The organism is Nocardia sp. BMG111209 (assembly GCF_000381925.1).
Taxonomy (GTDB): domain Bacteria; phylum Actinomycetota; class Actinomycetes; order Mycobacteriales; family Mycobacteriaceae; genus Nocardia.
Window position 1 is genome coordinate 645,314 of sequence record NZ_KB907307.1, and the last position, 26,770, is coordinate 672,083.

At 64.2% G+C, this 26,770-nt stretch carries 23 protein-coding genes; 7 read left to right on the forward strand and 16 right to left on the reverse strand.

Annotated features, from left to right (window positions below):
- The first annotated feature begins 127 nt into the window (after positions 1-127).
- Entirely contained in the window at positions 128-1,009 is an 882-nt protein-coding gene (locus G361_RS0102790) for a dimethylarginine dimethylaminohydrolase family protein (protein ID WP_196814399.1), read from the forward strand.
- On the opposite strand, the gene G361_RS49075 is transcribed toward G361_RS0102790, so the two are convergent.
- On the reverse strand, positions 905-2,041 hold the full coding sequence (locus tag G361_RS49075; RefSeq protein WP_155981269.1) for a DNA alkylation repair protein: 1,137 nt from the start codon (positions 2,039-2,041) through the stop codon (positions 905-907). The genes G361_RS0102790 and G361_RS49075 overlap by 105 nt on opposite strands.
- A 136-nt stretch (positions 2,042-2,177) precedes the next feature.
- Between G361_RS49075 and G361_RS0102795 the strand changes: the two genes are divergently transcribed.
- Positions 2,178-3,026 (forward strand): TauD/TfdA family dioxygenase, encoded by an 849-nt coding sequence (locus tag G361_RS0102795; protein ID WP_063711795.1) that lies wholly within the window; start codon positions 2,178-2,180, stop codon positions 3,024-3,026.
- Positions 3,027-3,080: 54 nt separating this feature from the next.
- Here the strand turns inward: G361_RS0102795 and G361_RS0102800 are convergent, their stop codons facing one another.
- The 7 genes from G361_RS0102800 to G361_RS0102830 all read right to left on the reverse strand — a co-directional run bounded on the left by G361_RS0102800 (position 3,081) and on the right by G361_RS0102830 (position 9,188).
- Positions 3,081-3,464 carry a GFA family protein gene (locus G361_RS0102800; protein ID WP_019925528.1) on the reverse strand — a complete coding sequence of 128 codons (384 nt, stop codon included), beginning with the start codon at positions 3,462-3,464 and terminating at the stop codon, positions 3,081-3,083.
- A gap of 144 nt (positions 3,465-3,608) precedes the next feature.
- Positions 3,609-4,502: an amino acid--tRNA ligase-related protein gene (locus tag G361_RS0102805; protein WP_019925529.1), complete on the reverse strand. Its 894-nt coding sequence runs from the start codon at positions 4,500-4,502 to the stop codon at positions 3,609-3,611.
- Positions 4,503-4,519: 17 nt separating this feature from the next.
- A complete protein-coding gene (locus G361_RS0102810; protein WP_231386763.1) occupies positions 4,520-5,734 on the reverse strand; it encodes an inosamine-phosphate amidinotransferase 1 in 1,215 nt (404 codons plus the stop codon).
- Positions 5,668-6,699, reverse strand: coding sequence for a fatty acid desaturase (locus G361_RS0102815; RefSeq protein WP_052172615.1), 1,032 nt, complete (start codon positions 6,697-6,699; stop codon positions 5,668-5,670). The genes G361_RS0102810 and G361_RS0102815 overlap by 67 nt, the downstream gene beginning before the upstream one ends.
- A 168-nt stretch (positions 6,700-6,867) precedes the next feature.
- Positions 6,868-7,020: a hypothetical protein gene (locus G361_RS50135; RefSeq protein WP_019925532.1), complete on the reverse strand. Its 153-nt coding sequence runs from the start codon at positions 7,018-7,020 to the stop codon at positions 6,868-6,870.
- A 36-nt stretch (positions 7,021-7,056) separates the two neighbouring features.
- Complete coding sequence (locus G361_RS0102825; protein ID WP_019925533.1) at positions 7,057-7,881, reverse strand: DUF3865 domain-containing protein; 825 nt, start codon at positions 7,879-7,881, stop codon at positions 7,057-7,059.
- Positions 7,878-9,188, reverse strand: coding sequence for a JmjC domain-containing protein (locus tag G361_RS0102830; RefSeq protein WP_019925534.1), 1,311 nt, complete (start codon positions 9,186-9,188; stop codon positions 7,878-7,880). Before G361_RS0102830 ends, G361_RS0102825 begins: the two co-directional genes overlap by 4 nt.
- 326 nt (positions 9,189-9,514) lie before the next feature.
- Here G361_RS0102830 and G361_RS0102835 point away from each other — a divergent pair, with 326 nt between their 5' ends.
- Both G361_RS0102835 and G361_RS0102840 read left to right on the forward strand, forming a co-directional pair.
- Positions 9,515-10,486, forward strand: coding sequence for a hypothetical protein (locus G361_RS0102835; RefSeq protein ID WP_155981270.1), 972 nt, complete (start codon positions 9,515-9,517; stop codon positions 10,484-10,486).
- A gap of 16 nt (positions 10,487-10,502) precedes the next feature.
- A complete protein-coding gene (locus tag G361_RS0102840; protein ID WP_019925536.1) occupies positions 10,503-11,375 on the forward strand; it encodes a PfkB family carbohydrate kinase in 873 nt (290 codons plus the stop codon).
- Here G361_RS0102840 and G361_RS42060 read toward each other — a convergent pair.
- On the reverse strand, positions 11,359-12,036 hold the full coding sequence (locus tag G361_RS42060) for a nucleoside/nucleotide kinase family protein (RefSeq protein WP_036494062.1): 678 nt from the start codon (positions 12,034-12,036) through the stop codon (positions 11,359-11,361). The two genes, G361_RS0102840 and G361_RS42060, sit on opposite strands and share 17 nt — an antisense overlap.
- A 385-nt stretch (positions 12,037-12,421) precedes the next feature.
- Between G361_RS42060 and G361_RS0102850 the strand changes: the two genes are divergently transcribed.
- From G361_RS0102850 to G361_RS48010, 3 genes are all read left to right on the forward strand, one after another.
- Complete coding sequence (locus G361_RS0102850) at positions 12,422-13,816, forward strand: hypothetical protein (RefSeq protein WP_026342624.1); 1,395 nt, start codon at positions 12,422-12,424, stop codon at positions 13,814-13,816.
- Between the two features lie 349 nt (positions 13,817-14,165).
- Complete coding sequence (locus tag G361_RS49085; RefSeq protein WP_155981271.1) at positions 14,166-15,041, forward strand: hypothetical protein; 876 nt, start codon at positions 14,166-14,168, stop codon at positions 15,039-15,041.
- Positions 15,042-15,286: 245 nt separating this feature from the next.
- Entirely contained in the window at positions 15,287-18,367 is a 3,081-nt protein-coding gene (locus tag G361_RS48010; protein WP_155981272.1) for a DEAD/DEAH box helicase, read from the forward strand.
- A gap of 294 nt (positions 18,368-18,661) precedes the next feature.
- On the opposite strand, the gene G361_RS0102865 is transcribed toward G361_RS48010, so the two are convergent.
- The 7 genes from G361_RS0102865 to G361_RS0102895 all read right to left on the reverse strand — a co-directional run bounded on the left by G361_RS0102865 (position 18,662) and on the right by G361_RS0102895 (position 26,698).
- Positions 18,662-20,137, reverse strand: a complete 1,476-nt coding sequence (locus G361_RS0102865) for a nuclease-related domain-containing protein (protein ID WP_196814400.1) — start codon at positions 20,135-20,137, stop codon at positions 18,662-18,664.
- A gap of 221 nt (positions 20,138-20,358) precedes the next feature.
- A complete protein-coding gene (locus G361_RS0102870) occupies positions 20,359-22,608 on the reverse strand; it encodes a hypothetical protein (RefSeq protein ID WP_019925542.1) in 2,250 nt (749 codons plus the stop codon).
- Positions 22,609-22,672: 64 nt separating this feature from the next.
- Complete coding sequence (locus G361_RS42065) at positions 22,673-23,170, reverse strand: DUF4913 domain-containing protein (protein ID WP_019925543.1); 498 nt, start codon at positions 23,168-23,170, stop codon at positions 22,673-22,675.
- Positions 23,167-24,948: a type IV secretory system conjugative DNA transfer family protein gene (locus G361_RS0102880; RefSeq protein ID WP_019925544.1), complete on the reverse strand. Its 1,782-nt coding sequence runs from the start codon at positions 24,946-24,948 to the stop codon at positions 23,167-23,169. The genes G361_RS42065 and G361_RS0102880 overlap by 4 nt, the downstream gene beginning before the upstream one ends.
- Positions 24,945-25,535, reverse strand: coding sequence for a hypothetical protein (locus G361_RS50140; RefSeq protein WP_196814401.1), 591 nt, complete (start codon positions 25,533-25,535; stop codon positions 24,945-24,947). Before G361_RS50140 ends, G361_RS0102880 begins: the two co-directional genes overlap by 4 nt.
- A gap of 174 nt (positions 25,536-25,709) precedes the next feature.
- Positions 25,710-26,255 (reverse strand): hypothetical protein, encoded by a 546-nt coding sequence (locus tag G361_RS0102890; RefSeq protein ID WP_036494063.1) that lies wholly within the window; start codon positions 26,253-26,255, stop codon positions 25,710-25,712.
- Positions 26,252-26,698 carry a hypothetical protein gene (locus G361_RS0102895; RefSeq protein ID WP_019925547.1) on the reverse strand — a complete coding sequence of 149 codons (447 nt, stop codon included), beginning with the start codon at positions 26,696-26,698 and terminating at the stop codon, positions 26,252-26,254. The genes G361_RS0102890 and G361_RS0102895 overlap by 4 nt, the downstream gene beginning before the upstream one ends.
- Positions 26,699-26,770: the final 72 nt, after the last annotated feature.

Consider the following 26,770-nt stretch of genomic DNA (forward strand, 5'->3'; position numbering starts at 1 on the left):
GCGAATGACCGGCGCTCGGTCGAGACAGTTGCATGTCGGGGTGGGCAGCGAGTTCGGTGAGCTTCGGTCGGTGGTGATGCGTTACGCGGGGCCGGTCACCCTGGATCTGTCCGGGTCGATCGATCCGGTGCTGGCGCGCCAGCACGAGACCAGCCGATGGAGACCGTATCTGCCTGACCGCGTGCGGGCGCAGCAGCACCGCTTCATCGAGCTGCTGCGCTGCCGCGGTGTGGAGGTCATACTCGCCGATCAGGCGCCGGCCTCCTATTGCCAGCACTACACCCGCGACATCGGGTTCGTCGTCGACGATGTGTTCGTGGTGTCCCGGCTGCATTCGCGGCGCCGGCAACGGGAATTCGCTGGAATTCGGAACCTGGTGGAACGCATCGAGCGTGCGGCCTACCTCGACGCGGGCACCATCGAGGGTGGGGACGTGATGCTGCATGACGGGCTGGTGCTGGTCGGACTCAGCGAAGAGAGCTCGCCGGCCGGGGTCGATGCGTTGCGTTACCAGCTCGACCGGCTCGGTAGCAGCCGCACCGTCCGGCCGATCCAGTTCGACTGCAGCGGCATCGTGCATCTGGACGACCACTTCAACATCGTCGCTCCCGAAGTGGCGCTGGTGAATCCACGGGTGTTCGACGATGCTCAGATGCGGTGGTTCGCCGCGCAGTTCGACTTGATCCCGGTGACCGCCGCCGAGACGGTGGCCGTCGAAGTGAACGTCTTGGCGCTCGCCCCGGGGGTGGTGGTTGTCGCCGAGCGCAGTGAGCGCATCGCCGCGGAACTCGACGCTCGCGGCATCGAGGTAATCCCGGTGGACTACTCCGAGGTGACCCGGATTCCCGGCGCGTTTCGCTGCTCGACGTTGCCGTTGGCACGCGCGACCATCACCACCCCATCCTCACCGACTGGGCAGCAGCTCGAAGGCGGCCTCGGCGATTCGCCGACCGTTGACCTGGATCTGCAACCGGCCGGCGCCGGGGGAAAGTCTCCGGCTCGACGTTGATCTCACCGGCTGGATCCTCGACACTGTGCGCGATTCGCCAGGAGCGAGCTCCACGGTGGTCCCTTTGAACACCACTTCTCCCTGCCCCGACCCGGGTCGCGGGTAGGTCAGGACATAGTCGATGAGGACCCGCTCCGTGGTGGTGCTGGTCGCGCGCAAGGTGCAGTCGACGCCCAGGCCGCCGCCGATGGCTACGGCCGCGGGGTCCAGACGCAGTTCGATCACCTCGATCGCAGGAGCGATCGAGAGCCCCAAGAATGCGAATGCACCCGGATACCCCCTTTTGACGAGTGTGCGCAACGCTTGCTTGACTATGAATTCCATTTCTTTGCGGCCCTGATTTCTCGAATCACGCCATCGCCCCAGCGTAGCCAGTACCAGCTCGGGATCGGTAGCGGATATATCGTTCAGATGATTGGCGACAGACTGCGTCACGAATCGAGAATTGTCGGAGAATAGTTCGTCCAATATCGGTATTGCGGCATCTGCGGGCAGGGTGATGCGGGGTGACCATGGAAGTTTTGGGCGTGTCCCCTCACTTGCCAGTCGACGCACATGATAGTCGGGATCGTGACTCCATTCCGCAACTGCCTTCATTGTCTCGGAGGGGAATGCGTTGAGAAAGTACCGAAGTGCATCTTCGGCGGTGAAGTGTTTGGTCATTTGCTTCAGCGCTGCGAGTGATGAATCAAGATTTTCACCGTTGCAGCCGTAGCGGGCGATGAAATCGGAGTACGGCGCGTAGGTGTAGAGACCGAAGTCGCTGCCGGTGAAGGTGGCATCGTCGTGCGGGGGCAGAGCGGCAACCAGGATTGATGTGGTGGCGCCGACATCATCAGGCAGGTATGCGGCTAAAGCATCTGCGACACAGGAGATTCGAGCTTTGAGCTCCAGCTGAGGGAGCTGCGCCACGACGGCCGTGACGAACCCCGCGGCATCGAAGCCGGGCTCAACGCGCGAGAGATCTTCGGCCAACGACTCGACCCGTGTGGGGTTCATGGCAGATTGTTTCAGTGGAGTCGATTGGGTCATATCGAAATGATATCCTGCTCGCCCGTCGAATGTCGGAGGAACCCGCCACAAGACCAGGGGGAAGGAGGCGATCCAAGCGATCGATATTTCGCCCGATCGAACCCTGAATGCCCAGGGTTCTTGCTAGAATTTTTCGGTGAGTCGCTATCGCATCGACCGGTTGGCATCCACATTCGGCGCCCGGATTTCCGGAATCGATCTATCCCGCCCGCTGGAGAATTCGCTCTCCGCTGCCATTGTGAACGATCTACTGGAACACAGGGTTCTGGTGATTCGGGATCAAACCTTGTCGCACGAGGATCACATCCGGGTCAGCAGGTTGTTCGGCGAACCGGAAGTGCATATCCAGGATCAATACACGGTGCCGGGCTTCCCTCAGATCGTGACGATCAGCAACATCCATCGCAATGGCGCGCCGATCGGGCTCTACGACGGTGACAACGAACAGGAGTGGCACACCGACCTGTCGTTCCGGCCGGCGATGAGTGCGGTGTCGCTGCTGTACTCGGTGATCGCGCCGGAAGAGGGCGGCGAAACCCGGTTCGCCGATACGACCGCCGCGTACGATGACCTATCCGCCGAGCTGAGGGCCCGTGTCGACGGATGTGAGGCGGTGCACTCGATGGTGCATCTGTTCGAGCGCCAAGCGGCGGACAATCCCGCGAAAGTGCCGCTCACCGAGGTTCAACGGGCGCAGGTGCCCGACGTGGTGCATCCGCTGGTCCGTGAGCACCCGCAGACCGGCCGGCAGTCGTTGCTGTTGGGAGACATGATCATTCGTGGCATCGTCGGCCTCGATCAGGCCGAATCGGCAGGACTACTCGATCAGCTGCACGAACATGTCACCAGCGAGGAGTACGTGTACTCGCACCGATGGGCAGCGGGTGATCTGGTGATCTGGGACAACCGGGCCACGATGCACACCGCATCCCCCTGTGATCACACCCGCCACCAGCGACTTCTCTATCGCACAACGGTCATGTGAACCCGGCGGCCGCGCCGAACACTGCTGCTCGGCGTGGCCGCCGTTCGGGCACGGTCAGGCGCCGGCGTCGACGGTTTCGATGACCGGCAGCCACTTCACGGCGTTGTCCTTGCAGGACTGGTGTACCGGGGTCAGGCCGGTGTGGTCGTCGAGGGCCATCATCGTGATGCCCATGGCGTCGCCGTCCTCGTCGAGTGCGGCGACGAACGACCCGCAGTCGGGGCAGAACCCGCGCTTGGTCGTGGGCCAGGTGTGGAACCAGGTCGGCTCGCCACCGTCGCCGGTCCAGGCGAACGTGGCGAGCGGGAAATCGACCCAGGCCGCGACCGGACCACCGGCCAGCTTCTGGCAGTGCGGACATGAGCACAGATGTGGCCAGTTCGCGTCGCCCTCGGCGCGGAACCGGATCCGCCCGCACAGACAGCCGCCTTCATACATCGACGTTCACCTTTCTCTATTCGAAACTCGTTGTCGACAAGTCGTTTTGGTGCACGCAGCGGTGACTGCTCGCCACCGCCCGGCCAGCCTAGAGCAGGGCGCCCGGTCGATCGCGGACGTGACAGGTGTGCCGGTGCCGTGGTTTCAGAACATCGCGGACTGGCGGAACCGGCGGATGTCGGTGACCCCGGTGGCCGCCATGCAGAGCCGTTCGATCCCGATGCCGAGGCCGACACTGTGCACGGGTACGGCACCAGCGAGGATGGCTTTCTGCACCAGCGACTGCTCCAGATTGTAGAGGCCGATCGCGTTGGCGCGGTGGATGAATGCTTCGGCGTCGGTCTCGTCTTCGTAGCCGTGGACGACCTCGATGCCGTCGATGAACACCTCGAACCGGTTGAGCACTGCCGCGGTGCCTTCGCGTAGTTTCGCGCACGGCTCGTTGCCGCCGAGGGGCATGTCGACCAGGAACAGCACGGTCCCGACGCTGTGTGGCTCCAGCTCGGCCGCTGTGTAAGCGTCGAGCAGGTCGTGAAGCGGCATATCGGCCGGCTTGTCGAGGTGGTGTGCGAGGGTGCCGGTGTGCGGGTCCAGGGTCTCGCGGGTGAGGTCGACCCCAAGGGTTGCGTCGAGGTGGTCGGCGACCGAGATCCGCCTCGGCTCGCCGGGATGTGCAAGGCGGACAAGACTTTCGGCGAGCTCGATGAGGTAGTCATAGCTCGACTCGGCGGCGTACAGGTCGAGCATCTGGAATTCGGACAAGTGGGTGGCGTCGGCCGGATCATTGCGGAAGCAGGTGCCGATCTCGAAGACCCTAGGTCTGTACCCGAGCTGGTAGCGCAACGCAGGGCCGATCATGCTACGCAGCCAGCCGTCGCGGCCGCCCACGACGGCGCGGGCGCGTTTGCCGGTCATGTCGTCGGCCTGCCGGAATGTCGGCGTGCTGACCTCGGCGAAACCCTGCCCCCGCAGGAAAACCCGAATCTTGTGCAGCAGATCGGATTTGACGTCGATGGCTTCGGGTGCGGACAGCGTCACCGTGGTTGTAACGCGGCTCATCCGAGGTAGTCCTCGGGCCCGCCGGCACGCACCGTGTCGAGGGTGAAGCAGTGGAAGCCGCCGCCGAACAGGCGGCGGTGACGATGCTGCACCGGAATGACCGTGAGGCCCTTCTTCTCCAGGGTGCGCATCAGGTCCGGGCACAAACTGTTGACGATGACGGTGTCTTCGTCGACGGACAGGACGTTGATGTCGATGTGGCGGCTGGTCAGGTTGAACCCGAACTCGCTGTAGTCGGGGAAGGCGTCCTCGCCCTGCTCCGGCGGCACGACGATGTCCCAGCTGTGCAGCGGTTCGGGCAGCGCCTCGAGGTATTCGGCGGAGCGCAGCATCAGCAGGCCGGGCCGCAGGGGCACCACGATGGAATCGATGTGGCTGTCGGCGATGGCGTCGAGCCGGTGGAAGCGCAGTGCGGGGAAGGCTCGGCGCAGCCAGGTGTAGCCGAGTTCGTGATTGGTGTTGGCGACGTTGACCAGGACATCGCGGCCCAGACGGATGCACTGGGCGCCGTCGAAGATCAGTTCGTGCCCGAGTCCGGGCAGGACGCGGGTGTCGGTGTCATCGAGGATCGGCGCCAGGTCGATGTCCTGACCGTCGAAATAGCTGGGGTCCAGCGACCTGCGCGCCAACGCCGGCCGCGGCATCGACATCCACCCCGAGCCCGCGTTCAGATATCGGTAGAAGTGCGGTTTGAGGTAGTCGTTCTCGAACAACCTGCCGCGAATGTGCGGGGCCGTCTCCACAATGGAGTCACCGAGGATGATCGTCTGGTCACGAACGTTCAGCGGCGGCGTTTCACGTGCCGACCACCACGGCGAGCAGATCAGAGTGCGTTCGATGATCGGCTCGGGGCGCAGAACCTGCACTCCGGCCTCGGCGAGAGTGATGCAGAAGCCTTCGACGTCCTCTTCGAGCTCATTGACCAGGCGTGCCGGGATCGCCAGCTCCCGGCCTCCGGTAACGGCGGTGGGAGTGACGTTGTCGAGGTAGAACAGGCGGAAGCTCGAATCCGCATCGTGGGAGGTGTAGCTGTGGGGATCGCCGACGATCACCTGACGCAGCGCGGTGAACTCGTCATAGCTGTTGACTGGCAAAGACATTCGGATCCTGTTCGTGTCGTCGCCGCGGCTGCACGCGCGGGAAGTCAGGTGTTGGGCCGGCGTTCGGCGAGTTGGAGATGCAGCGCGCCCACGATGTCGTCGAGCACGCACGGAATATCCGGGGTCGCGCGGCGGCGGAAGAAGTACCCCGAGCACCAGGGCACCTCGTCCCAGCGGGGGTAGTTCTCGCGCAGGACGGCGGCGGCATCTGGCAGCCGGCGCCAGCCGATGTTGGGAAACCAGTGGTGGATCGGGTGGTACATGTCGTCGTTGTGGCCGCCGAGCAGGTGCCGGGTCAGCACATGCGAGGTCCAGCCGCGGGTCTGGCTGATGACGTCGCTGTTGTGGATCAGGCCGGCATGGTTGCCCAGGTCGGTCAACCAGGTCACGATGGGGCGCACCACGATCAGCGGCAGCGCCCAGTACAACGCGAAGTCGCCGCCGTGTCCGAGCGCGGTAGCGGATGCCATGGCCGCGGCCCAGACCGCCCACCGGGCACCACCTGCTTTCCAGCTCTCGTCGCCCGATTTGCCCACCAGGGTCACGAGACCGGATTTGGGCAGCTGCCACAGCGCGTTGCCGATGATGACGTGGAAGACGAACGCCTTCTTGTCCGGCCACGCGGAGTGGGCGCGGCGGGAGATATAGGAGCGCAGCATCGGATCGTCGGGGCTGCCGAGCTTGGCGTGGTGGATCCGGTGCGACCGCCGATAAGGGGTGAACGGCTCACCCAGTGCGACGCAATTCAGATGCCCGATGATCGTGTTTGCGCGGCGGGAGCGAGTGAGCTTGGTGTGGATCGCCTCGTGGGTCAGGTTCGACAGCTGCCGTTGCCGGATCCCGATGTAGATCACGCACGCCACGGTCATGATCGGGTGGCCGACGATGATGCCGACGGCGGCGGCGAAGGTGGCCGCGAGGTAATCCCGGGCCAGATCGAGAGGGCCTTCTGCGCAGCCGCGGACGCACAGGGCGTCCATGCGCGTGATCAGCTCGGGGCCGAAGGCGCGGCGAACCGGACCGGATGCACCCGCTGACGGACGTCGCTGGCTGGACTCGCGCACCGTGATGGTCATTGCTGTTCTCCACGCTGAGGTCGGGACGAGACCTGGCAGCCGTTGTCGGGTGGCTCGAGCGCGAACTGGCGGCCTCGATCGGAGTCGGAATGCATGCGGGTGCGAGGCCACGAAGCGGCAGGGGTGCGCGCCGTTGCGCGGCCCCGCACGGGGACTATGTCCCGGACATCAGGCGGCCGGGCGCACCCCTGCCTCGAGGGCGTCCGGCCGGACACCGGCCTTCAGACCGGCGTCGGGGCGCACCCCGAACTCGAGAGCGTCGGGGCGGACACCGGCCTTGAGGTCGGCGTCGGGACGGACACCGCTCTTGAGCATCGACATGGTGATTTCTCCTTCTTTGATGGGTTACTGCGGGAATCAGGAGAGGGCGGTGGAGCGGACGGCCAGCTGCGACCACCACACCGTCATGCCCTCGAGGATCTGGAGCCAGCCGTCGACGATCTGCGGAAGGTCCAGGCCGAACAACTGGTATTCGCGGATGAACCTGGCGATGCCTTCGAGGTGGGCCCCTTCGACGCTGAGGCCGGCCACGGCCGCGGCTTCGTGGCCTTCATCCAGGTGCAGCGAGTAGTAGTAGTCCAGGTTCGGCAGCTTCGCGCCGGCGCCGACGGTGAGTTCGGCGTAGCGGTCGGTGATGGCGCGCAGCAGCACGGTTTCGTCGATCGCGACGCCTTCGGTGGCGTAGTAGCCACCGCATATCCGGCTCTGCGACGAGCCGATGACCAGCCAATCGTGCAACGACACCAGGGTCAGCGTCTCCGGTGCAGGCACATGTCCGACGACCAGCAGCCCCAGATCGGCCAACAGCGCGCCGGAATAGAGGGTGTAGTGCGCGGGCACCTTGCCGCGCTCGCCGCCCTCTTCGAGGTGGTTGCGGCGGAACTCGTGCGCCAGCTCCATACACGCGTCTTGGACCGTGTCAGCGGCCCGGCGCAGGAAATCGCTGTTGTAGCGCGCGAAAACCGACAGCTCGCGGATGTAGAGGGCGGCTTGCTCTGCGGTCAGTGTCGCCGGGGACACCTCGACGGTGATCTGCTCGAACAGTGCGGCCACCATCGGCGCCATGTGCTTGTCGACCAGGTCGTTGCCGCTGCCCTCGAATTTGTTGAGCAGGACATTGGTAATGACGGTGTTGGTCTCGGGATGCTCGACGAGATAGTGGGCGACTTTCGAGCCGGTCATCGGGACTCCCCGAATTCGGGTTCGGTGAGGACCTGGATGCCGCCGGTTTCGAGCAGCAGCGCCAGCGCGTCCCCTCCGAGCTCGTCGGTGATGCGCACGCTGTGACCGGCCGCCAGCGACGCCATCGCGGCGCCCCAGGCCGGGGAGTTTGGCACGCGCAGCACCAGACCTCGCACCGCTACACCGATGTGCAAGTGCTCATCGACATGCGGGTCGGTGTACAGCGTGTATGGCGGTATGACGCGCAGGTGCGTGCCGCCAGCGGCGAGCGTGGTCACGGCGTCGCGCGCCGCGTCCGCTCGGACGAGGTCGTGCTCGGTGGCCTCCCAACCGCCGTTGCTGTGCAGGGTGCGCCACCTGGCCTCGATCAGCTCGGCAATCCTGGGCCCCAATTGATCGGAAACGGTAATGAGCATGTCGGTGGCCGCCGAAACGAGGGCGGCAGCGACCGGCCCCGGGCCCGCGACCAGAGGATGCATCGGTGAGGGTGTCTCGTCAGCGACGTCGATAACGGCTGCGGCCCTCAGCGATTCGGGCAGCAGCGACAGGGCCAGCATGCGCGTGTCGGAAAAGGTGTAGAGCGGAACCGCCACCGAGATCGAGAAATCGTCTTGGACGCCGACGTGAAACACCCGCCGCGGCAGGAACAGCACATCGCCGGCCTGGAGGTCATGGCGTTCGCCGTGCTCGAGCAGTGCGGTGTAGTCGCCGAAGGTCGGCGCCCGGCCACCGGTCAGTTCCCGGTACAGGTCACCGGACCAGGTGTAGAACCGCTTGGTGCCGGGGCCGAGGTGGACCAGGAAGGCGTCTTCGTACCCCTCGTGCACTCCGAACGCCGTACCGGCATAGTTGCCGACGAAGGCGACCTGTTCGCTGCCACCGATCGGCACGCCCCATCCGGCGTGCGCGGATCCGATGAGCTCACCGAGCACAGCAGCCAATGCGGGGGAAGTGGTCTCGAGGTTGTTGATCACCAGCGAGAACCGCTGGGCGCCAATCAGTTTCCGCATCCAGGAGACGAAGTCGTCCTCGGCCCATGGAGCGGTCAGCATGGTGTCGATCACCTCGTCGCGGCGATCCTCGCCCACGTAGACGCGGGCGCGTGCGCTGGTGGGCTCACCTTCGGTGGCGGCCCGGCGCAGCCTGCGCAAACCGTCGAACACGTCGTCGGGGCCCAGGAGATCGGTCGGCACGAGACCCTTGAACAGATAGGGCGCGACGGCGCCATCGGTCCTGGACGGGAACTGGGTCGACCAGAACTCCGGGGACGGCGGCCAGGTGACAGTGGAGTCGGTGGCTGTGGTCATGACGCCGGCCCTTCCGCGGGTGAGGACATGCAGGTGGTGGTCAAGGTCTCTCCTCTCCTGCCGTGCAGCCCGCCGGATCGGCGGCCGGAGGCGCCGGCGCTGGCTGCGACAGACGAATGTCTCGATGCCCCGCCGCCGGGACCGCCCCGTTGCGGCGTATGAGAAGTGTTGGCGCTCAAGGGGTCCAGTCGCATCGCAGAAGAGGTCCGATCCAGTCCGTTTCTGTCCTATCTCGTACGCTGGACTACCGGTGTCGATAGGATCGATCGCTAGTTCGACAGCTCGACACTTGAAAAAGGGGGACGTGATTGGGGACCGTGCTCAAGATGCTGCTCGACGAACGGCATCTGGCAAGCCACAAGGACTTCTGCGCCGAATACCGCAGGCACGCAGCCCAACTCGACAGCGCCGCGACACGGGCTGATGCACCCTCACGAGCCCAGTTCTACAACTGGATGTCGGGGGACATGAAGGGCGTGCCGCAGAATCATCACCGCAGAGTCCTGGCGCGAATGTTCCCCGGATGGTCGATCCATGCCCTTTTTTCGATGGCCAATGCGGCGGCCGTCAGCCCGCACCTGGCACATGACGATCTTGTCGATGAGCGGTTGAGAACGTTCTTGGGAGCGGAGATGGCCGATCGTGGTGTCACGCTGGTCGTTCCCAGTTTCGAGCTGGCCACGAGCTCGGTCGACGCGCTGGAGGCCGCAGGCATCCCGCGTCAGCACATTTTCAGCAAGCGGGCGAGCGTATTCAACGCCGCCCACCGAATCGACGTGCCGGTCGCCCTGGCCGAAAACGATGTCCGCGGAATGCTGTATGTAATGGCGATGGTCCAGCACCACGCCGGCATGGATGTCGAGATCCAGAGTGATCGAGATGTCGTGGCGGCGTGCGACCGGCCCTATATTTCCTTCGGACTCAGCTCCAACGACTGCACCCACATGTACCTCGAAACCACCCGAGATCCGCTGTTCACCATCAAGGACAACCCACCTGCGGCCGGTGGATATCTCGAACACCTGGAACTGGCCGACGGAAACTCCTACAGCTCTGATGACAGCCGCAACATCGGCATCATCGCCCGCGTGCGCCCCGCACCGCAGCCGCACCCGGACAGATACTGGTTCTTCTGCGCCGGACTCGGGCCGCACGGCACGACCGGTGCCAGTTGGTATCTGGCCAAGCACTGGGCTGCGCTCCAGGACCAGGCGGTGGACCAGGAGTTCGCGGCCGTCGTCAGCGTGCGCACCTACAGCGATCAGACCGCCACACTCGAGCACCTGCTAACCCGCTGACCGGAAAGGAATCCCAGTGCCCGAAGCGCTGTTCGTGGGTCTGTCCACCCTCGATATCGCCTACGCCGTCGACCGATACCCCGGCGAGGACACGAAAACCCAAGCGAGGGATCAGTTTCTCGGCGCCGGCGGACCAGCCGCCAACGCCGCGGTGGCCTGCGCGATCGTGTCCGGCCGGCCCGCGACCCTGATCACCGCGCTCGGCCGCCACCCGCTCACCGCGCTCGTGCGCCACGATCTGGCCGACCACCACGTCGACGTGATCGACGCGACTCCCGAGAGCACCGGCAAGCCGCCGGTATCGTCGATCGTGGTCGCACTCGAAGCGGGCTCACGCACGATCGTCGGCCTCGACGCGGCACGGATCCAGGCGCCCTACACCGCCGACCTCTCCGAATACGTCGAGAACGTCTCGATCATCCTGATCGACGGTCACCATCCCGAGCTGGCGCTGGGCATCGCGCGCAAGGCGAACGCCCTGGGGGTGCCGGTCGTCCTGGACGCCGGTCGCTGGAAGCCGATCCACGATCAGCTGCTCCCGTTGACCGATATCGCGATTTGCTCCAGTGCGTTCTCGCCGCCGGACTTCCACGGCGACGGCGCGGCGCTGATCGACTACCTGCGTTCGGCGGGGCCGAAACACGCTGCAGTGACGCAAGGCCCGGACCCGATCCTGTTCGCGTCGGACGGCCGCCAAGGCACAATCGAGATCGCCCCCGTCACCGAGGCCGCCGACACACTCGGCGCCGGCGACATCCTGCACGGCGCCTTCTGCGCCTACTACAGCCAGAGCCAGGACTTCGTCGATGCGCTGACTCGCGCATCCGTGGTGTCGACACTGTCCTGCCGGAGCTTCGGGACACGGAATTGGGCTAACGACCTGCCCTGATGACGATGTAGCGTCCGCCGTTCTCGCGCAACACGGAACTCGCGTGGTCGCGTGTGCCCGCGATCAGGCGGGCGTTCGGCATGTCGCTGTCGGCGATCTTGACCTTCGCCTGCTCGATCGTCTTCCCGCCGAGCAGGTGCCGATCGGTCAACCTCCGCTCGATGACGTCGTCCTTGGCGTCGAGGTACCAGACTTCGTCGAGGTGGGCGCGGACCTCGGACCAGCCGGGCTGATCGAGCAACAGGTAGTTGCCTTCCACGACCGCCAACCGCTGCGCGGCGAAGGTGATGGCGTCGGGCACCGGATCGTGCAGGCCACGATCGTAGATCGGCCACATGACGCGCTGGCCCAGCGGTGCTTCACGCAGCAGTTTCAGGCGCTCGACGAATCCGGCGACATCGAAAGTGTCGGGCTCGCCCTTACGGTGTCGGGCACCGACCGCCTCTAGCTCGGCGGAAGTCTTGTGGAATCCGTCCATCGGGGCAATCTCGGCAGGCACAGCGTGCTCGGACCACACTGCTGCAGCGAGGTTCTGCGCCAGCGTCGACTTGCCAGCCGCAGGAGGCCCTGCGATCCCGAGGACGTAGCGCCGACCGTCTGGAATGCGGGCGACCACCTCGGCCGCGAGCTCGATCACGGAGATTTCGAAGCCGGAACTCATCCTGGATTCCTTTGCACGAGAGCCACATCGCGGTGCGACCACCGTATCAACCAGCAGCGTGCTCGGGCGCCCGGCTCGACACCTGCGGCAGCTACTTCGACACCTGCTCGAGGGCATCACCCACCGCCACTGGCGCCAACCGCTCAGTTACTGGTGTGCCGAACTCACCGCCGCCGGATTCGCCTTCGACAACGCTCCACGAGCATCAACTGCCCGCCGCCATGGCACGATGACACCCTGACGAATACGTAACCTGCGGTCAGCTGTCGGTCGGGGCGAGAAGACTGTCGCTATGCCGATTGTGTCGCATTGTGCCGATCCAACCGGCGAGGAGAGCCAACCTCGAACAACGGGGTGTTCGCGCGCGACCTGGATGAGGATGTTGATGGATCTGAGCGCATTGCGGGCGGCGTTGGAGATGCCGGTCATGGCTTTGGGTGACACGCACAAGACGATGACGCAGGAGTACCAGAGGCTGGGGTTGATTGAGCCGCCGCTTCAGCCTATGGAGGAAGGGCGTTCTAAAGCGCAGCGAGCCGAAGCGGTGTGGAAGTCTCTAGGCGATGACGAACTTGAGCATCTCGCTGCGCAGCTGTTGGCTGACGGAACATTAACCGCTGCGCAACGGAACGAGATCGAAGACATCCTGTGGATTGATGTCCCGACGGTCGGCATTCCAAAACGGGTGCGACGTGAGATCGCTGCGGACCTCGTCTTCGAGGATCTGACAGCGGTCGCGCGAGATCGGTTCGACGCGATGCTGGAACGGTTGTGGGACCTTGGCCCGGCCGAATTGTTCGGGGGGATCTTCGGCGATAGCCCTCGCTTCGGGGCGCCGACGTTGCGCCAGCAGATTCTACAGCACGTTCACCGCAATCCAGGTGACTGGACCGGCGAGGAGTTCTTCGACAAGCTCGGAGCGATCGACGCTCCGGACCGCAGATTCAACCTCTTCCTCGAAGCATTGGTGTCCCACCATGTGGTTCCCAAAGAGCCATTGCAAAGGGCCACGGTCGAGGTTATCAACCGACATCTGCGTGGAGAACGACTCATGTTGCGAGAAATCGGCTCCGAGGATGGATATCCGGTCTTCGAGGTCGTGGCGATGGCCGATCGCCCGCTGTCGAAGCCGAAGAACATCATCTTTGCCTCAAGGGCGAAGCCAGATCTCCGGCTGGTGAACGCACTGGACAACCATCTCGAACTCATGAATGAGGACGAGGTCTTGGTCTACGATGAGCCGATCCCGCGGCATGGGCTGCGCTGGAGCGATCTTCAATCCTGGTGGCAACGCAACCATCCCGGCCAGGATAATGATCAAGCGAAGCGGCAGCTTTACAATAGGTTGTTGCGATGCCTGCCTGAAAACTCGCCACCGCAGGAGAACCTGTTCAAGCTATACTACGAGATCCACCGCGAATCCGCATACAACCTACCCGCTCTGCTGCCTGAGATCTGGCTGTATTGGGATCCGAAGACAGCGAAACAACGCGGCTCTGATGCGCTTCTCAAATTTCGAATGGACTTCCTACTCTTGCTGCCCGACCACCGCATCGTCCTTGAGGTCGATGGCGCGAACCATTACGCGGACTCCGCGGGCAAACCCGACCCTCAAGAATACGCGAAGAACGCGAAAGCGGACAGGATTATGAAATTAAGCAGCTACGACGTGTTCCGGTTCGGAGGCGCTGAGCTGTGCGAATTCGACCGAGCTAAAATTGAACTCACGACGTTCTTTCGGGAACTCTTCGCGAAGTACGAGATTTCGCCGGAATCGTGAGGGACTCCGCGGTTCGGTCCACCCAGGACCAAAATGCTGAGTTCAGGTCGAACGGGGACCATCGAGGGCGTTCTTGTGCTGGGCTGGTCTCGCCCGTTGCCGGCGAGACGGCAGCGGCGAACACTGTACTCGGCAATGCGGTTCGGCCGGACGACCCAGGTTCGGACCAGAAGATGACATCGTCCGGGGCCATTTGCCGACTTGTTAGAGACCCGCTGGACCGTTTCTGGGTCTCGAACAGGGATTCGGCGTAGGCTTCCGAAACGATCGTGGTGTCCGTATTAGAGCAGGGGGAATTTGTGTCCGCAGCGTTGGCCGTCCATCTCGTGGTGGTTGAGAGGGGGTTGCGGTGACAACGGCAACGCCCCCTCTGAAGCTGATTGAGGATTCAATATCTGATATTTCCAGGCATGTGGCGATCCGGGAGGTTGCTGGTGCATCTACTCATACAGCGATAGTTGCGGAGGGGCTCGAATCCCCCACGGTCACGTTGGCCTTAGGGCGATACCTTGTGGCCGCACTGGCCGGAGCGGTTGACCTGGACGCGAGCTTGTCGACTGCACTGTTGGGACAAGGGATAGATGCACAGATGGAGTTGGCGGCTACCGTATCTAGGTTGGTTGGTGACAACAATGTATTTTTGAACGCGGCTGCGGAGAAATTTCGAGATACACAGCGTAACGCATGGATAGCCGAGGGGGTTGCTCATGCTCTGCTGGTGGTCCGGGCGCAATATGATTCCGCACTTCTGGTTGGTCCGGTGCATGCGCTTAAGGCACAGCATAGTCGGCCTAGTCAGCAGGGCTTGGATCTAGTTGCCATCTATAGTGAAAATTCAGAACTGATGGTCGCGATCGGTGAAAGTAAAGCCTCTCGCTCAGGCGGTAGTGCCCAGTTGACCGAAGCGGCAAGTATGTTCCGGCAAATTGACAACGATGAGTACGGGCCCGAGTTGCGGTCAGAACTATTAGCTCTCCGCAAATTCTTGAGCGGCGATCTTGTGAGTCAGGTGACATCGGCGCTCTGGCTGGAAAAGAAGTGCTACGTGCCGGTGATTGTTCATGAAAGAGAATTCGACGTTATTGCAGATCGGCGGACGCTCGGCACTTTGAAACCGTCCGTGGCGCGACGGCGTCTGGTGGCGCTGCGGCTCGTCGATTTCCACGCGTTCTTCGACTCAATCGCTGACGCCATGCGCGCGGGAATATCTGAGGTGGTCCTGTAGTGTTTAACCGCGGAGTAGACGAGCTGCTTCAAGCTCTGCCTCGATTGGGCAACCTCGATGCCGAGCATATACGTCGGATACTGACTCGTGCATGGCTTGAAGCTGTAGATCGTCGTGATCTAGGAGGTGGCGGCGTCGGGGGTGCACAACTTCTCGGCGACCTTCGCCGGTTAGCGACTGCACTGGAAGTCCACGCTATCCTTTCGGGGGATACCGACACAGAGGCCCAGAAAGCGTGTGCTTTCGTGGCAGCGGAGGCCCTTGAAGTGGCCGGGGAAGTTGCGACGCTGGCTCCTGAACCATCCCGGCCGTGGCTGTTCGGCACCAATCTGCGGTTCGAACGAGTCGAAGCGGGGCTGCTCTATCTGATCGCAGGGTTCGATGCAAACGCAGCGCTGATAGGTAGGGAAATCGACCTTCAGTCGGGCGAGAACGAGCCCACGGCCGAGAGCGCGGTATCTTCGTGGACTCTTGCCAGCATCCGGGGATTGCTCTTGCTTGAGCTGCCTTCTGGCGATGCTCAACCGCCTCTTCCAGCCCCTGACTCGACACTGCATGCTCGGCTTCGGCATGCAATCCTAGTGCGCCTGGGAGAAGCGATCAGGTCACATCTGCACTGGTTGATGTTCATTAGTGATGATGCGACTGGTGGAATCCGCAGCATTCGGAGACTCATCGAGGAGATGGAGCGCCGCGACGTCGGGATCGATGCGGGTGCACCATATTCGGATCTGCACCATCTCGCATTGTTGTTGGCGGCCGGGCTAGAAGGCACCGCAGACCGGGCATTGCGAACCGTCTCACCACCGCCTGATGATGATGGTCGATTCGTGCAATTTCAGCGTCAGCGGTCATGGGGCCGGCCACTCCTTTGGCCTGCCGCAGCAGAGTACGCGAAGGCCGCGATGCCAGGACCCCACGCGCACGCCGTCGTGTCGGTACCGACGGGTGCCGGCAAGTCCGCCGTCGCCGAACTTGCGATCGCACAGGCGATTCGCGACGGCTGGGTCCTCTACCTGTCGCCGACGAACGCTCTCGCAGGGCAGATCCGACGACAACTCAACGAGGTCGTCGGCGCGCTTCCAGGCGTGACAGTGCGCGAATTTGTCGGGGGAATAGAGTACACAGACCTTGAAGGCGAAGCTCTCGGAGTGGTGAGCGAGAGCCAGATTCTGGTCATGACCCCTGAGAAGTGCTCCCTCGCGCTTCGTCAGGACCCTAGCGTCTTCGAACGGATGACACTGTGTGTGGTCGACGAGGCCCATTCACTTGGCGAATCGGGCCAGCGGGCAGTCATCGCAGAATTGGTGGTGTCAGAAGTCCTCTTTCGAGCCAAAAAAGCACGAGTTCTGATGCTGTCGGCATTGTTAGCGAACCCAGCCGATATCGCCGACTGGCTTCGGGATACAACCGGCATTGACGCCTGTGTCGTGGACACACCATGGCGGCCGACGCGAACCTTGCGGGCAATTGTCGGATTCGATCAGAACCGATATCGAGCGGTTAAGCAAGAAGCCGTACTGGCGGCACAGGACTTGCCTAAGCATCTGAAGAACGTAACCTTCGATGCGCCGTTGGCATTGTTTGCAGGATTGCAGGGAGCCTGGCGGACTTCGGAATCGATCGACTTTGCTTTCGCGCCAACCTCCGTGCGAGTTCCGTTGAAATACCATAGCAACAAAGGCGTTGACCTGTCTGGATACCTCAATCCGACCGTGCAAGCATTGGTGCAGAGTCTTGGCCAAAAAGATCATCGAGTCCTCGCATTCCTACCATCGAACAAACACTATTGTTTCCTCGCCGCCCGAAAGATGCCCGGATTCGCGGGAGACGCACCTGTCGAACTGACAGATGACATCAACGCACTGTTGGTGCTCGCCGAAGCGGAACTCGGCGGACCGAGCGCCCTGCGACAGGCACTGATCAAACGCCTCGCCGTCCACACAAGCGCGATGTTGGCAGAAGAGCGCCGAGCAAGTGAACTCGCTTTTGAGCAAGGAGCTGCGCGCGCAATGTTCGCCACAGGGACCATGGCTCAAGGACTCAACCTCCCCGCGACAGCGGTCGTCATAGGAGGCACGAAGATCGGATGGGACCAGACAGTGAACAGCCAGGAGGAGAAGCAGCGAGCGCGGGCACAGCTATTGAACGCGATAGGTCGCGCAGGGCGAGCGAACGTCGCACCACGCTCGATGGCTATCGTAGTGCCAGACAAAGCAATCGCACTCGATATTGGGACCCAGGCTGCCAGCACGGTCAATAAGGCGGATTTTCTTCGAGAGGAGGACGCCTCCACGGAGATTTCGAGCCAACTCCGGGGACTAATCGAGCATGCGATGAACCAGACCCTGGACGTCGACAGTATGACCAGGACTGAACAGACCGCATTCGCGTTCTTGTCCTACGCTGCCGAAGGAAATACTGCCGAGGGAGTGCTTCGCCATAGCTGGGCCGTTCACAGCGCAGGTGCTACGGCGGTAGCGGCGCAGCTCAGCCGAACGCTCAACCACGTTGGACGAGTGTTTCTCCACAAAAGATCAGCGCCCGCATGGGTAGCCCTTGCCGCACACCGCTCCGGAATTGCCCTGCCGGACGCGGCAAGTCTGCACCGACTGCTCAGTCAGTACCTGATCGAAAATCCGCCCCCGCGTACCATCCGCGAGTGGGTGAGAACATTGCTGGTTGTGCTGTACAAGCTAGACATTGACGAGTTGAAACGAATATTTCTGCCTCGGCCTTTCGAGTCAACAAACATTGCACCTATCTGGTCGGACCAGGCCGCCGACCGAGGGCCAGGCTGGGTAGCATTGAAATCTACTTTGGAGGCATGGTTAGAGGGAAAACCGTTGATCGACATCGCCAAATATATCGAGCGGAAAGATCCTCAAGGAAAGTTCGAACGCGGGCTTCAGGACCCGCTGCCACGAACGCTGCGCGTCGTCACAGAAGGGTTCGGATTTGGTTTAGTCATCGTGGCCGGTGCCCTCGGCGCGATAGTGGCTGCTGGCCGTGAGAGCGAACCCGACGGTATCTGGGATCTTCCCGAGGACAGTGCACGAGTTCTCGCACTGCTACCGCTTGCGATCCGATATGGCGCCGGTACTCCCAGTGCGATCGCCTGGATGCGCGCAGGTGCAAGACCCCGTGTTGTTGCCCACCTCTTGGATCGCCTGATCATTGCGCCAATCGGCCTGGATGACAAGGCACTCCACACCTGGGCTCGCGCGCAGCTCAGAAACATCGCTACTCGACAAATCGAGCCAGCCATCACCGACGAGGAGCGCACGTTAGTCGATGCGATGGTCGTCAGCGGCGAAGCCATCTGACCAGGCCAGGCCAGCTTTTGCGCGACGCATCTACGTTTACCTTTCCGCTCGAAAATCGCTGTTGACAAGTCGTTTTGGTGCGCGGCGGATGATGCCACCGCGACTGGCTTGGTCAGGCTAGAGAGCAGTACGCCGGGTTGACCGAGAACCTACTGGTGCGCCGTGTGGTCCTGGCTCAGAAAGCAGCGGACTGGTGGAACCGGTGGATATCGGCGGCGCTGGCGCCCTGCACAGCCGTTCGGTGTCGAGGCCACACTACGGACGGTGACACGACCGACGAGATTTGCTGAGGCTTCACCTTGGGCGTGGCAGCAGGACCGACCAATCGTCCCACAGCTTCGCGGAGATCTGGTTGCGCGCGCGGGGCAGGCCGTCGACCGCGCGGGCGAACACCGGCGACACTGGAGGTCTGGCGGTGAGGGCTTCGAGTATCCGAGAAGCCGCGTCCGGCAGAGGTATAAGAGTGGCCAGGATCTGCTCGAAGTCATGGGCGCTGGTCGTTGCGGTGTCGACCGTGGTTGGTTGAAGCAAATCGGCGAAGAAGAGCGTGTCCACGAGATGGATCGGTTCCAGGGTCACGACGAGCCCTCGTATGGGTCGGTCATCGGGGATGTGTGCGACCTCGCTGATTCGGTCACGGATCAAGGTCGCGGTGGTCGCTATCTGGTTCCGTGCCTTCTGGATTCGGTCGGCCAGCACTTGCAGCCCGGCTTCGTGGCCCAGACGGGCGGATTCGACCGACCGCATGGCCTTGGTCTCGACCAGAAGGACGAATTCGGACATAACCACGATATAGTCGCAGGTCAGCTCGCCTCCTCGTCGGCCGTACCGAATCTCGGGGTACACCTGTGCGCCAATTGGTTCCAGCAACTGCAAGTGTCGGCCGACGAGCTTTTCGAAGGAGGCGCCGACCAGATTCGGGAAGCCGTCGCCGAAGTGCTCGATACCGGTGAAGTACATTCCCCTCGGAGTGACCTTGTCGAGCACATATGGATCAATCGGTGCCAGATAGCCAACCGGCCGGCGGATCAGTGGGCGAGCTACCAGCGGGTTCGAAAGCCACAGCTGGTGCCCCGCGGCATCGTCGGCCTGCTCGGCGTCCGCCGCCCTCTTCGTCATCATTGCCGTGTCGGAGCTGAGGTGGGTGTCGATGACAGTGCGGGCGGTCTCAGCGTCGGCGCCACCGAGCGCTCCGAGGTCGGCGTGCTCTGCAAGGTCGGCGTCGGTAAAGTGCCCGCGTTGCATACCGGTTCGCACGAATATTGCCCACACCAGCGCAAGATAGCCAGGCAGCGGCATTTTCAGTGCTTGCTCCCATGCGGCCGGGGTCGGCATGTCGGATATCGATGGGTCGTGGTCGACGAACAGCGCCAAGGTGCGTGTGATGTCCTCCAGTTCGGATTGCCCGAAAAGGAACTGCTGGTAGCTCATTCGCGCCATCAACCTGCGCATTACCGCGTCGTTCATGATCTCGTGGTCGGGGATATCGGGCTGATCGACCTCGATCGCCATCCCGCACAGTCGCTTCAGTTGGTTGTCGCTGACCGGCTGATCGGTACGGTATGTCATGGACTCGGCCAGGGCGGTGCGTGCGATTGCTGCGAGAGTGAACTGACGGATCGGTGAACGCTCGGGTAGTCGGCGGCCCGTCACCGGGGCGGCCTCGATCGCCGCGCTGGCCTCGGCGACCTTGTCCAGCAGCTGGTCCCGATGGAAACGGCGGACCACATGTGAGAACTCTCGGTAGGGCACACGACGGGCAATATTCACCGCACCATCATCTGCCCTGACAGGGGCGGTCGCCATCGGTATTCGAAGTCAGCCAACCGAGGTCGTGACAATCGCCAGTTGAAGCGCCGCAAGGTTGGGGACCGACCGTATCGGACTTCGATCCGGGATGATGCCGCTGTCGTGACTACCCGATTCTGATCGCGATAACGGGACAACCGACTTCACGTGATCGTTCCCGTTCGGTCATGCGGTGAGCGTGGTCAGCGCTCATGGTCGAGGTCCTGGTCCAGGGGCAATGCGAGATCCGGCGCTGTCGTGCCTTGATTCGATTCGGCGCGCGATGCTTTCGCGACCACGGCATTGAGGGGTACGGCGTTGTCTTGTTCAAGATTCATTCGGACGCGTTGCATTGCAGGGGAAACGCCGCGGTCGTCGAGTTGGGTGCGGATGGCTGTGTGACGGTCGGGATCGTTGTGATCGGTGATCGCGTTGATGCGGACGGTCTCGCGGACGGCGGGGTCTGGGTGGGTTGCGCGGCGGTGGCGGTCCACGATGGATTCGTGGACGCTGTGCCGTCCGTATGCGGTGCCGGGCATGTTCCGCAATTTCCAGGCGCGCACGGACAGCCATTCGGGATCGTGTTTCCCGAGCCAGGCCCGTGCCTCCTCGAGGTCGGCCGCGGTCCACGTCGCCGTCCGGATACGCGGTGCGTGTTCACGCCGGCCTTGCCCGCGGCCACCACGCGGGCCACGATCGATCTTGCCGATGGCGGGTGCGACCGGTGTCTGTGTGATTTCCGTTGTGGTGTAGGGGTCTTCGAGAATTCGCGCGATGGCTACCTCAGGCTGGGCGTGCCACGTGCTCAGCCAGCGCTGGCCGGTTTCCCCGGCGGCTTCGACGGCTGCTACGGCCTGCTCGTGTGTGAGGCGGGGCGTGCGGGTGGGCCCGATGAGGTCGCTGTTGCGGAGTTGCTGCACGGCGGCGTGCAGGTGGCGGCGGGCCACGGTGTTGGGGCCGACGAGGACGCGGGCGTAGGCGCGGTGCGGGTCGGTGTCGAAGTCGCGAAGCCATCGCTCGCCGGCCGGGCCGAGGTCCCGCAGCCTGGTTTCCGCCGCAGCGATGGTCGCGGCCGGCTGGGTGTGGCCGGCGTCGCTGGGCTTGTCGAGCTGGTTGTCGCCGTGTGTCCGGTATCGGTCGGTCGCCTCGGCGTGTTTGTTGACCAGCTCGTACAGCTGGTCGCGTTCGCTGCGCTGCTGGGCTTCGGCTTCGGCGTGAGCGGCGGCGATTGCTGCGGTGTCCATTTTGGCGGCCGCTACCCGCCAGGCCGCGTGGTCGATCATCGTGGCGACCTGGTCCAGGTCGGCGTCGGTACTGGTCAGGTCGACGCCGAAGCGTTCGAGTATTCGGCTGTTGATCCGGTCGAAGGCGCCCGCTGCGACCGTGGACTGTTCCCGCCAGGTCCGTGCGGTGTCCCAGGCGTCCAGGATTTCCGTGCGTCCGGCGGTGGCGAACCATTTTTCTCCGGTGCGGCCCCGCAGAGCCGCCTCGGCGGCTCGTTGCTGGGCGGAGTATTGCTTCTCGGTGCGGGCGGCCAGATCGTGGTGGATGTGCTGGTTGTTCAGCACGCGGTCGTAGGCGGGTTCGGGATCGTTCCGCCATGCGTCGAGCCAGCGGCGGCCGGGCTCGCCGAGCTCTTCGATCGCAGCGAGTTCTTCGGTGATCCGGGCGGCACGTTCGTCGGTGCTCAGTGCGGGGGTGTTGTCGATCTGCTGGAGTCGGTGCGCGGTGTCGTACAGCGCCAGCCGGGTCGCGGTGTCGGGAGCGACCAGGACGCGCGCGTAGGCCAGATGCGGGGAGCAATCGAATTCCCGCAGCCATGCCGCGCCCGGCTCGCCCAGCGCGCGCAGACCCGCTTCGGCGACACGCGTCCGATGGTAGAGGGCCGGGTTATCACTGCCGGCGTGAGTCCCGCTGGCGTGTTCGGCGACCAGAGCGTGCAGCGCCTCGTCGATAACCTTCTGTGCTGCAATGATTTGCGTGTCACTACCGGCTTCAAGGTCGTCGTCATGGGCGGCGGCGCGCCGCCATGCGGCCCGCTCGAGCAGACGGCTGATCACGGCCGGGTCCGCAGGTCCACCCGGGGTGACGCTGCCGGCGAGGTCGACACCGTAGCGATCCAGGATGTGCCCGGTGAGCCGTTTCTCGGCGTTGGCGGCCGGCACCGAGTGAGGTGCCCATTGCCGGGCTGTGCACCAGGCTTCGGTGAGGTCACTCCGGTTTGCGTTCTGCCACCACCCGGCATTGCCGGTGGTGCGCAGATACGTTTCTGCGGTTCGGCGTTCGGCGTGCCAGCGAGCTGTGGCTTCGCGCGCGGCGGTCTCGTGGCGTGCAATGGCTTCGCGGGCGCGGGCTTCGGTGCGCCGGTTCCAATGCTCGGCCAGCAGCCCGGCGACCTGCAAGGTGGTGCGTAATGCGGCGGCGGTTTCCCGGCCGATTTCTTCCTCCGCCATGCGCGGTTGTCTCCCTGTGTCGGTTCGTGTTCTGTCTGTCGGCAACAACTTCCGAATGTCGGAATCACGCAGCTCGGGGCACACTGTCGGTGGGCCAGGCTTCGAGCGCGGCGAACGCGTCGCGGTCGGCCGGGTCGTGCGGTAGCGCAGGTATCCCGTAGTCGGGGTTGCCGTCGGTGTCGCCGTCGCGGTGATGTTTCTTGCACAGCTCGAACGGCCCGTCGACTGCCAACAGGATCCGCATGTGGGGGTCGGCGTGTTGCAGCCACCACTGCGACAGACCGAGGCCGGTGTCGTCGCGGCGTAGGGCTTCGTAGGCGCGCCACAGCGCGAACAGCCGCAGGACGGCTTCGTCGTGGCGCCACCATTGCGGACACCATCGGCGGGCGGCGCTGTCGGTCACCCGCCGGTAGATCACCACCAGCCGCTGTTCCACGAAGTCGACCAGGTTCGTGTATGCCGGTTCGGCCGGAGCCGGCGTATCTACCGTGCTCGCCGGACCGTCGCTGTTCCGGCGCGGCCGGAACTCGACGTCGTCGTAGATCGGGTCGTCGTCGATCATCGCGGTACCAGGTCTTGTGCAGTGCCGGCCTGGCCGGAATCCGGTGACGGAGTGGTTGTGCCGGTGGGCCCGTATCGTTCGCGCGACGCCGCGACTGCGGTGGCGTAGGGGCGGCGCATCCAGGGCACGGTTTCGATGAGTACAGGTCGCATGCCGGCCGCCCAGATCAGTGCCCGGCCGCGGGGTATCGCGGTGAGGTCGGCGAGGGTGAGGGTGCGTTTGTCGGTCAGCTGGTACGAGCGGCTGACCGAACCGTGGTGTCGGGTCAGGGTGCCGCGCAACTGTTCTCGGTCACCGATGCTGTCCGAGCGCCGTCGCAGAAATTCGTTGTCGTCGACACCGGATCCGACGATCCGCACCCCGGCCGCGGACCACAGCGCATTCATCCCTTCGGTGCCCCAGCACCGCACTCCCTGAGACCAGGATTGCAGGATCGTCAGCACGAGTATGCCGCGAGAACCGAAGTGCGAGTAGCGCTTCGGGAGATCACGCCACCGCACCACGTTGGCGGCCTCGTCCAGCACGCACACCAGCGGTGTCGCCAGTCGTCCCATCGGCTGCTGCGATCCGATCCCGGTGGCGGCTTCGAGAACCGAGGCGGTCAAGGCGTTCACCAGCGGCCCGCAGCTACCCGCACCCTCGAGGGACAGCATGTAGAGGGTGTCTCGGCTGGTCGCCAGCGCGGCGGGGTCCAGTTGCGGGCGCTCGTCGCCGGGACCGTCGCTGGTGACCCAGCGGCGGATCGACGCCAGGCGCAGGCTCGCCGCCATTTTCCGGCCGGTCGCGAAGACGCCGGAGCGGGTGCGCCGGTCCAGCTCGTACTGGGCGCGCAAACCGGTCGCGATCAGCGGCCACCGTGTCTCCAGTACTCGCACCGGTTGCAGGTCGTCGGGGTCGGAGATCCATTCGTACACCCGCGTGATCGGCTCGACTGCAACGGCGGCGGCTAGAAACAGTGCGGCGAGCAAGGATTCGCCTTCCGGGTCGAAGAAGGCGTCCTTGCGCACGGCTTGACCGTCGTCGCCGTCGGCGAAATGGGACGCCAGCTGCGCGGCGTCGACTTCGGTGCGGACAGCTGCCAGCGGGTTCCACCACCAGGTTGGTTCGGCGTCGGCGGTGACGGCTTGGGGGTCGAAAATCCAACAGCGGCCATGTTTTTCGCGGATGCCGCGGGTGTCGTCGACCAGATCGCGTTTGTTGGAGGTGACGATGACCGGGCCGGGGGCTTCGCAGATCGCGGGTACCGCCCGCGAGGTGCTCTTGCCCTGGCGTGGCCCCCAGATGTCGATGTGCAGCATCTCGTAGTCCGCCCACAATGCGATCCGATCGGCTACCGCGATGCCCAGCGACAAGCCCGGGACGGTGGCCTCGGGCATCACGACCCCGAGCATCGCCGCTTTGTCGCGCACCGCCGACTCGGTCAGCGGCGCCAGCTCCGTACCGTGCGCCAGCAGTGCGGCTGTGGCGTCGATCCAGGGCCGCGCGGGATGCCTGATCTTCCACCATCGCCACATCGCGACGGTGATCACCGTCAGCGTGACGACTTCGACGGCGAGGACGACCGTGGCCGTGATCGGCCACATGACTCGTCCGTCTGCCGTCGCCACCAGCAATGCGAAGGGGTTGATCGGTAATCCGTGGGTGGGGCGGCCGGTGGCGAGGTAGCCCAGGTGGGCGGCCGAAGTGATCAGGCCCCCTCCGCCTATTGCGGCGCCCCCCGCGATCAGCAGTGCCAGGGATTCCCGGTTGCTGAGCGCGGGGTCTTTGTCGCCGGTCATGATGTTCTCCCGGGGGTTCGTTCGGTGTGCCGGCGGGCCAGGGATTCGGCGGTCATCGCCAGTTCGGCTACGACGGCCAGGGCGATGCTCGCCTGCCACGGCATCGCGCCGTGCGAGGTCTCGAGCGCCAGGATCAGCGGAAGCGGGACGTGTCCGCCGAACCAGCGAGTCAGCTGCCACAGCAGTTCCACCCGCTCGGCGCCCGCCCCACAGTCGGCATCGGTGTCGCCGGAGCCGGTTGCGGCCAGCACTTCGGCGACGGCCGCGTGATCGGCCGCGAGTGCGGCGGCCAGGTCTGCTTGACGCAGCTGGGCGATGTAATCGCTGCTGGTGGTGAGGGTTTCGTTCTTGTCGGTGGGGGTGTGGTTCATGGTGGTGGTCTCCTCGCCTGGGGCGGTGGTCCGCCCGGTGGTGGTGCCGTGTGTGGCGGGGACCGGCGGGGCCGCGGGCCGGGTTGGTGGCCAATCCGGTTGCGGTATCGGCGGAAAAGTTCTCGGCGAACGAAGAGAGCGCTCTTCGGGAAGTTTTCCGGCGGTGACGCCGAACTGGGTGAGTCCGGATTTGCCGCCGGCCCGGCGCGTGGCCATGCTGTTCTCGTTCACTCATGTCCCCATCACCGCAGACCACCCGCTCCCTGCGACGCGGCCACCCGCCCGTGGCCCACAGCCACCGACCAGAACGAAACTTCACCGGCCGTCGGTTCTCCTGCTCGGCGGCGATGCCTGTGGCTGTCCGGGACGGAATTCGTTGTGCGGCAAGAGTTATCTGGGCGCGATGAGGCTGACCCGCCATCCGTCCGGGGTGTCTTCGGCGGTGACGTACACGGTGAGGGTCCGGTCCGGTTCGGAACTGCTCGAGCTGGCGACGTGCTGGGTGATCGCAGCGACACGGTGCCGGGCGGCGAGGGTGTCGGCGGGATGATCGTCCGACGTGATGACCGCGGTCGCGGTGATCGTGGCGTGTTCGACCGTCCACCGCGCCCACGTGGTGGTGGTGACCGACGCCAGCCCGGATCCGGTGACCCCGACTTCCCGGGCGTAGGCCGGCTCCAGGAATGCTGCCGCGCGGATGAATCCCGCGCTCGTGTCGGGATCTGTGCCGGGATTCCAGCTGTAGACCGTCGCCAGGGCGGCGGTGATCAGCGGGTCCGCTGCGCGGGGATCGACCCTGCTGATCACCTCGCCGCCACCGACCGGCGACGGGGCGCGCACGGCGGGGTGCGCGCATCCGCTCACCGCCGCGCCGGCCCCGGCGGCCAGAACGGCGGCGAGGCCGATACGAATGATCGTCCGGTGATGGTGTGTCATCGCAGCGGCCACCAACTGCCTGCGAACGGTTCACCGAACATGGCCGTCATTTCGGCCTCGGCCGCAGGCGACAGCCCGCCTGCTGGTTCGTCGATGGCTTCGATGGACACACCCGCGCGACCGCGTGCTACGGACGCGTCGGCAGGTGCGAGGACCGCGTACGACACCACCTCGGCCGCATGGTCGCGCAGGATCGCCCATGCCCGCGCCAGGTCCGCGCGTGCCGGCTCCAGCAGCACGGTCGTGCCGGTGGAGTCCAGGAACTTCGGCCAGTTCAGGCTCGATCGCACCGTGAGCACGAATCCGTCGTACGAATGGGTCCGCGGAATGAACGCGTCGGTGGCCAGTGCGGTACCCAAGGCGAGAGTCAGATCGGTCGGCAGGGATCGGCGCGCCCGTCGCGCGAGATCATACTGCGGTGTCGGGCACACGGATTCGAGCATGGAGAGGTCCTTTCAATACTGTTGTTAGAGCGGTCGCGCATGCCGGTCGAAAACGTTTTCCGGCAGCCATAT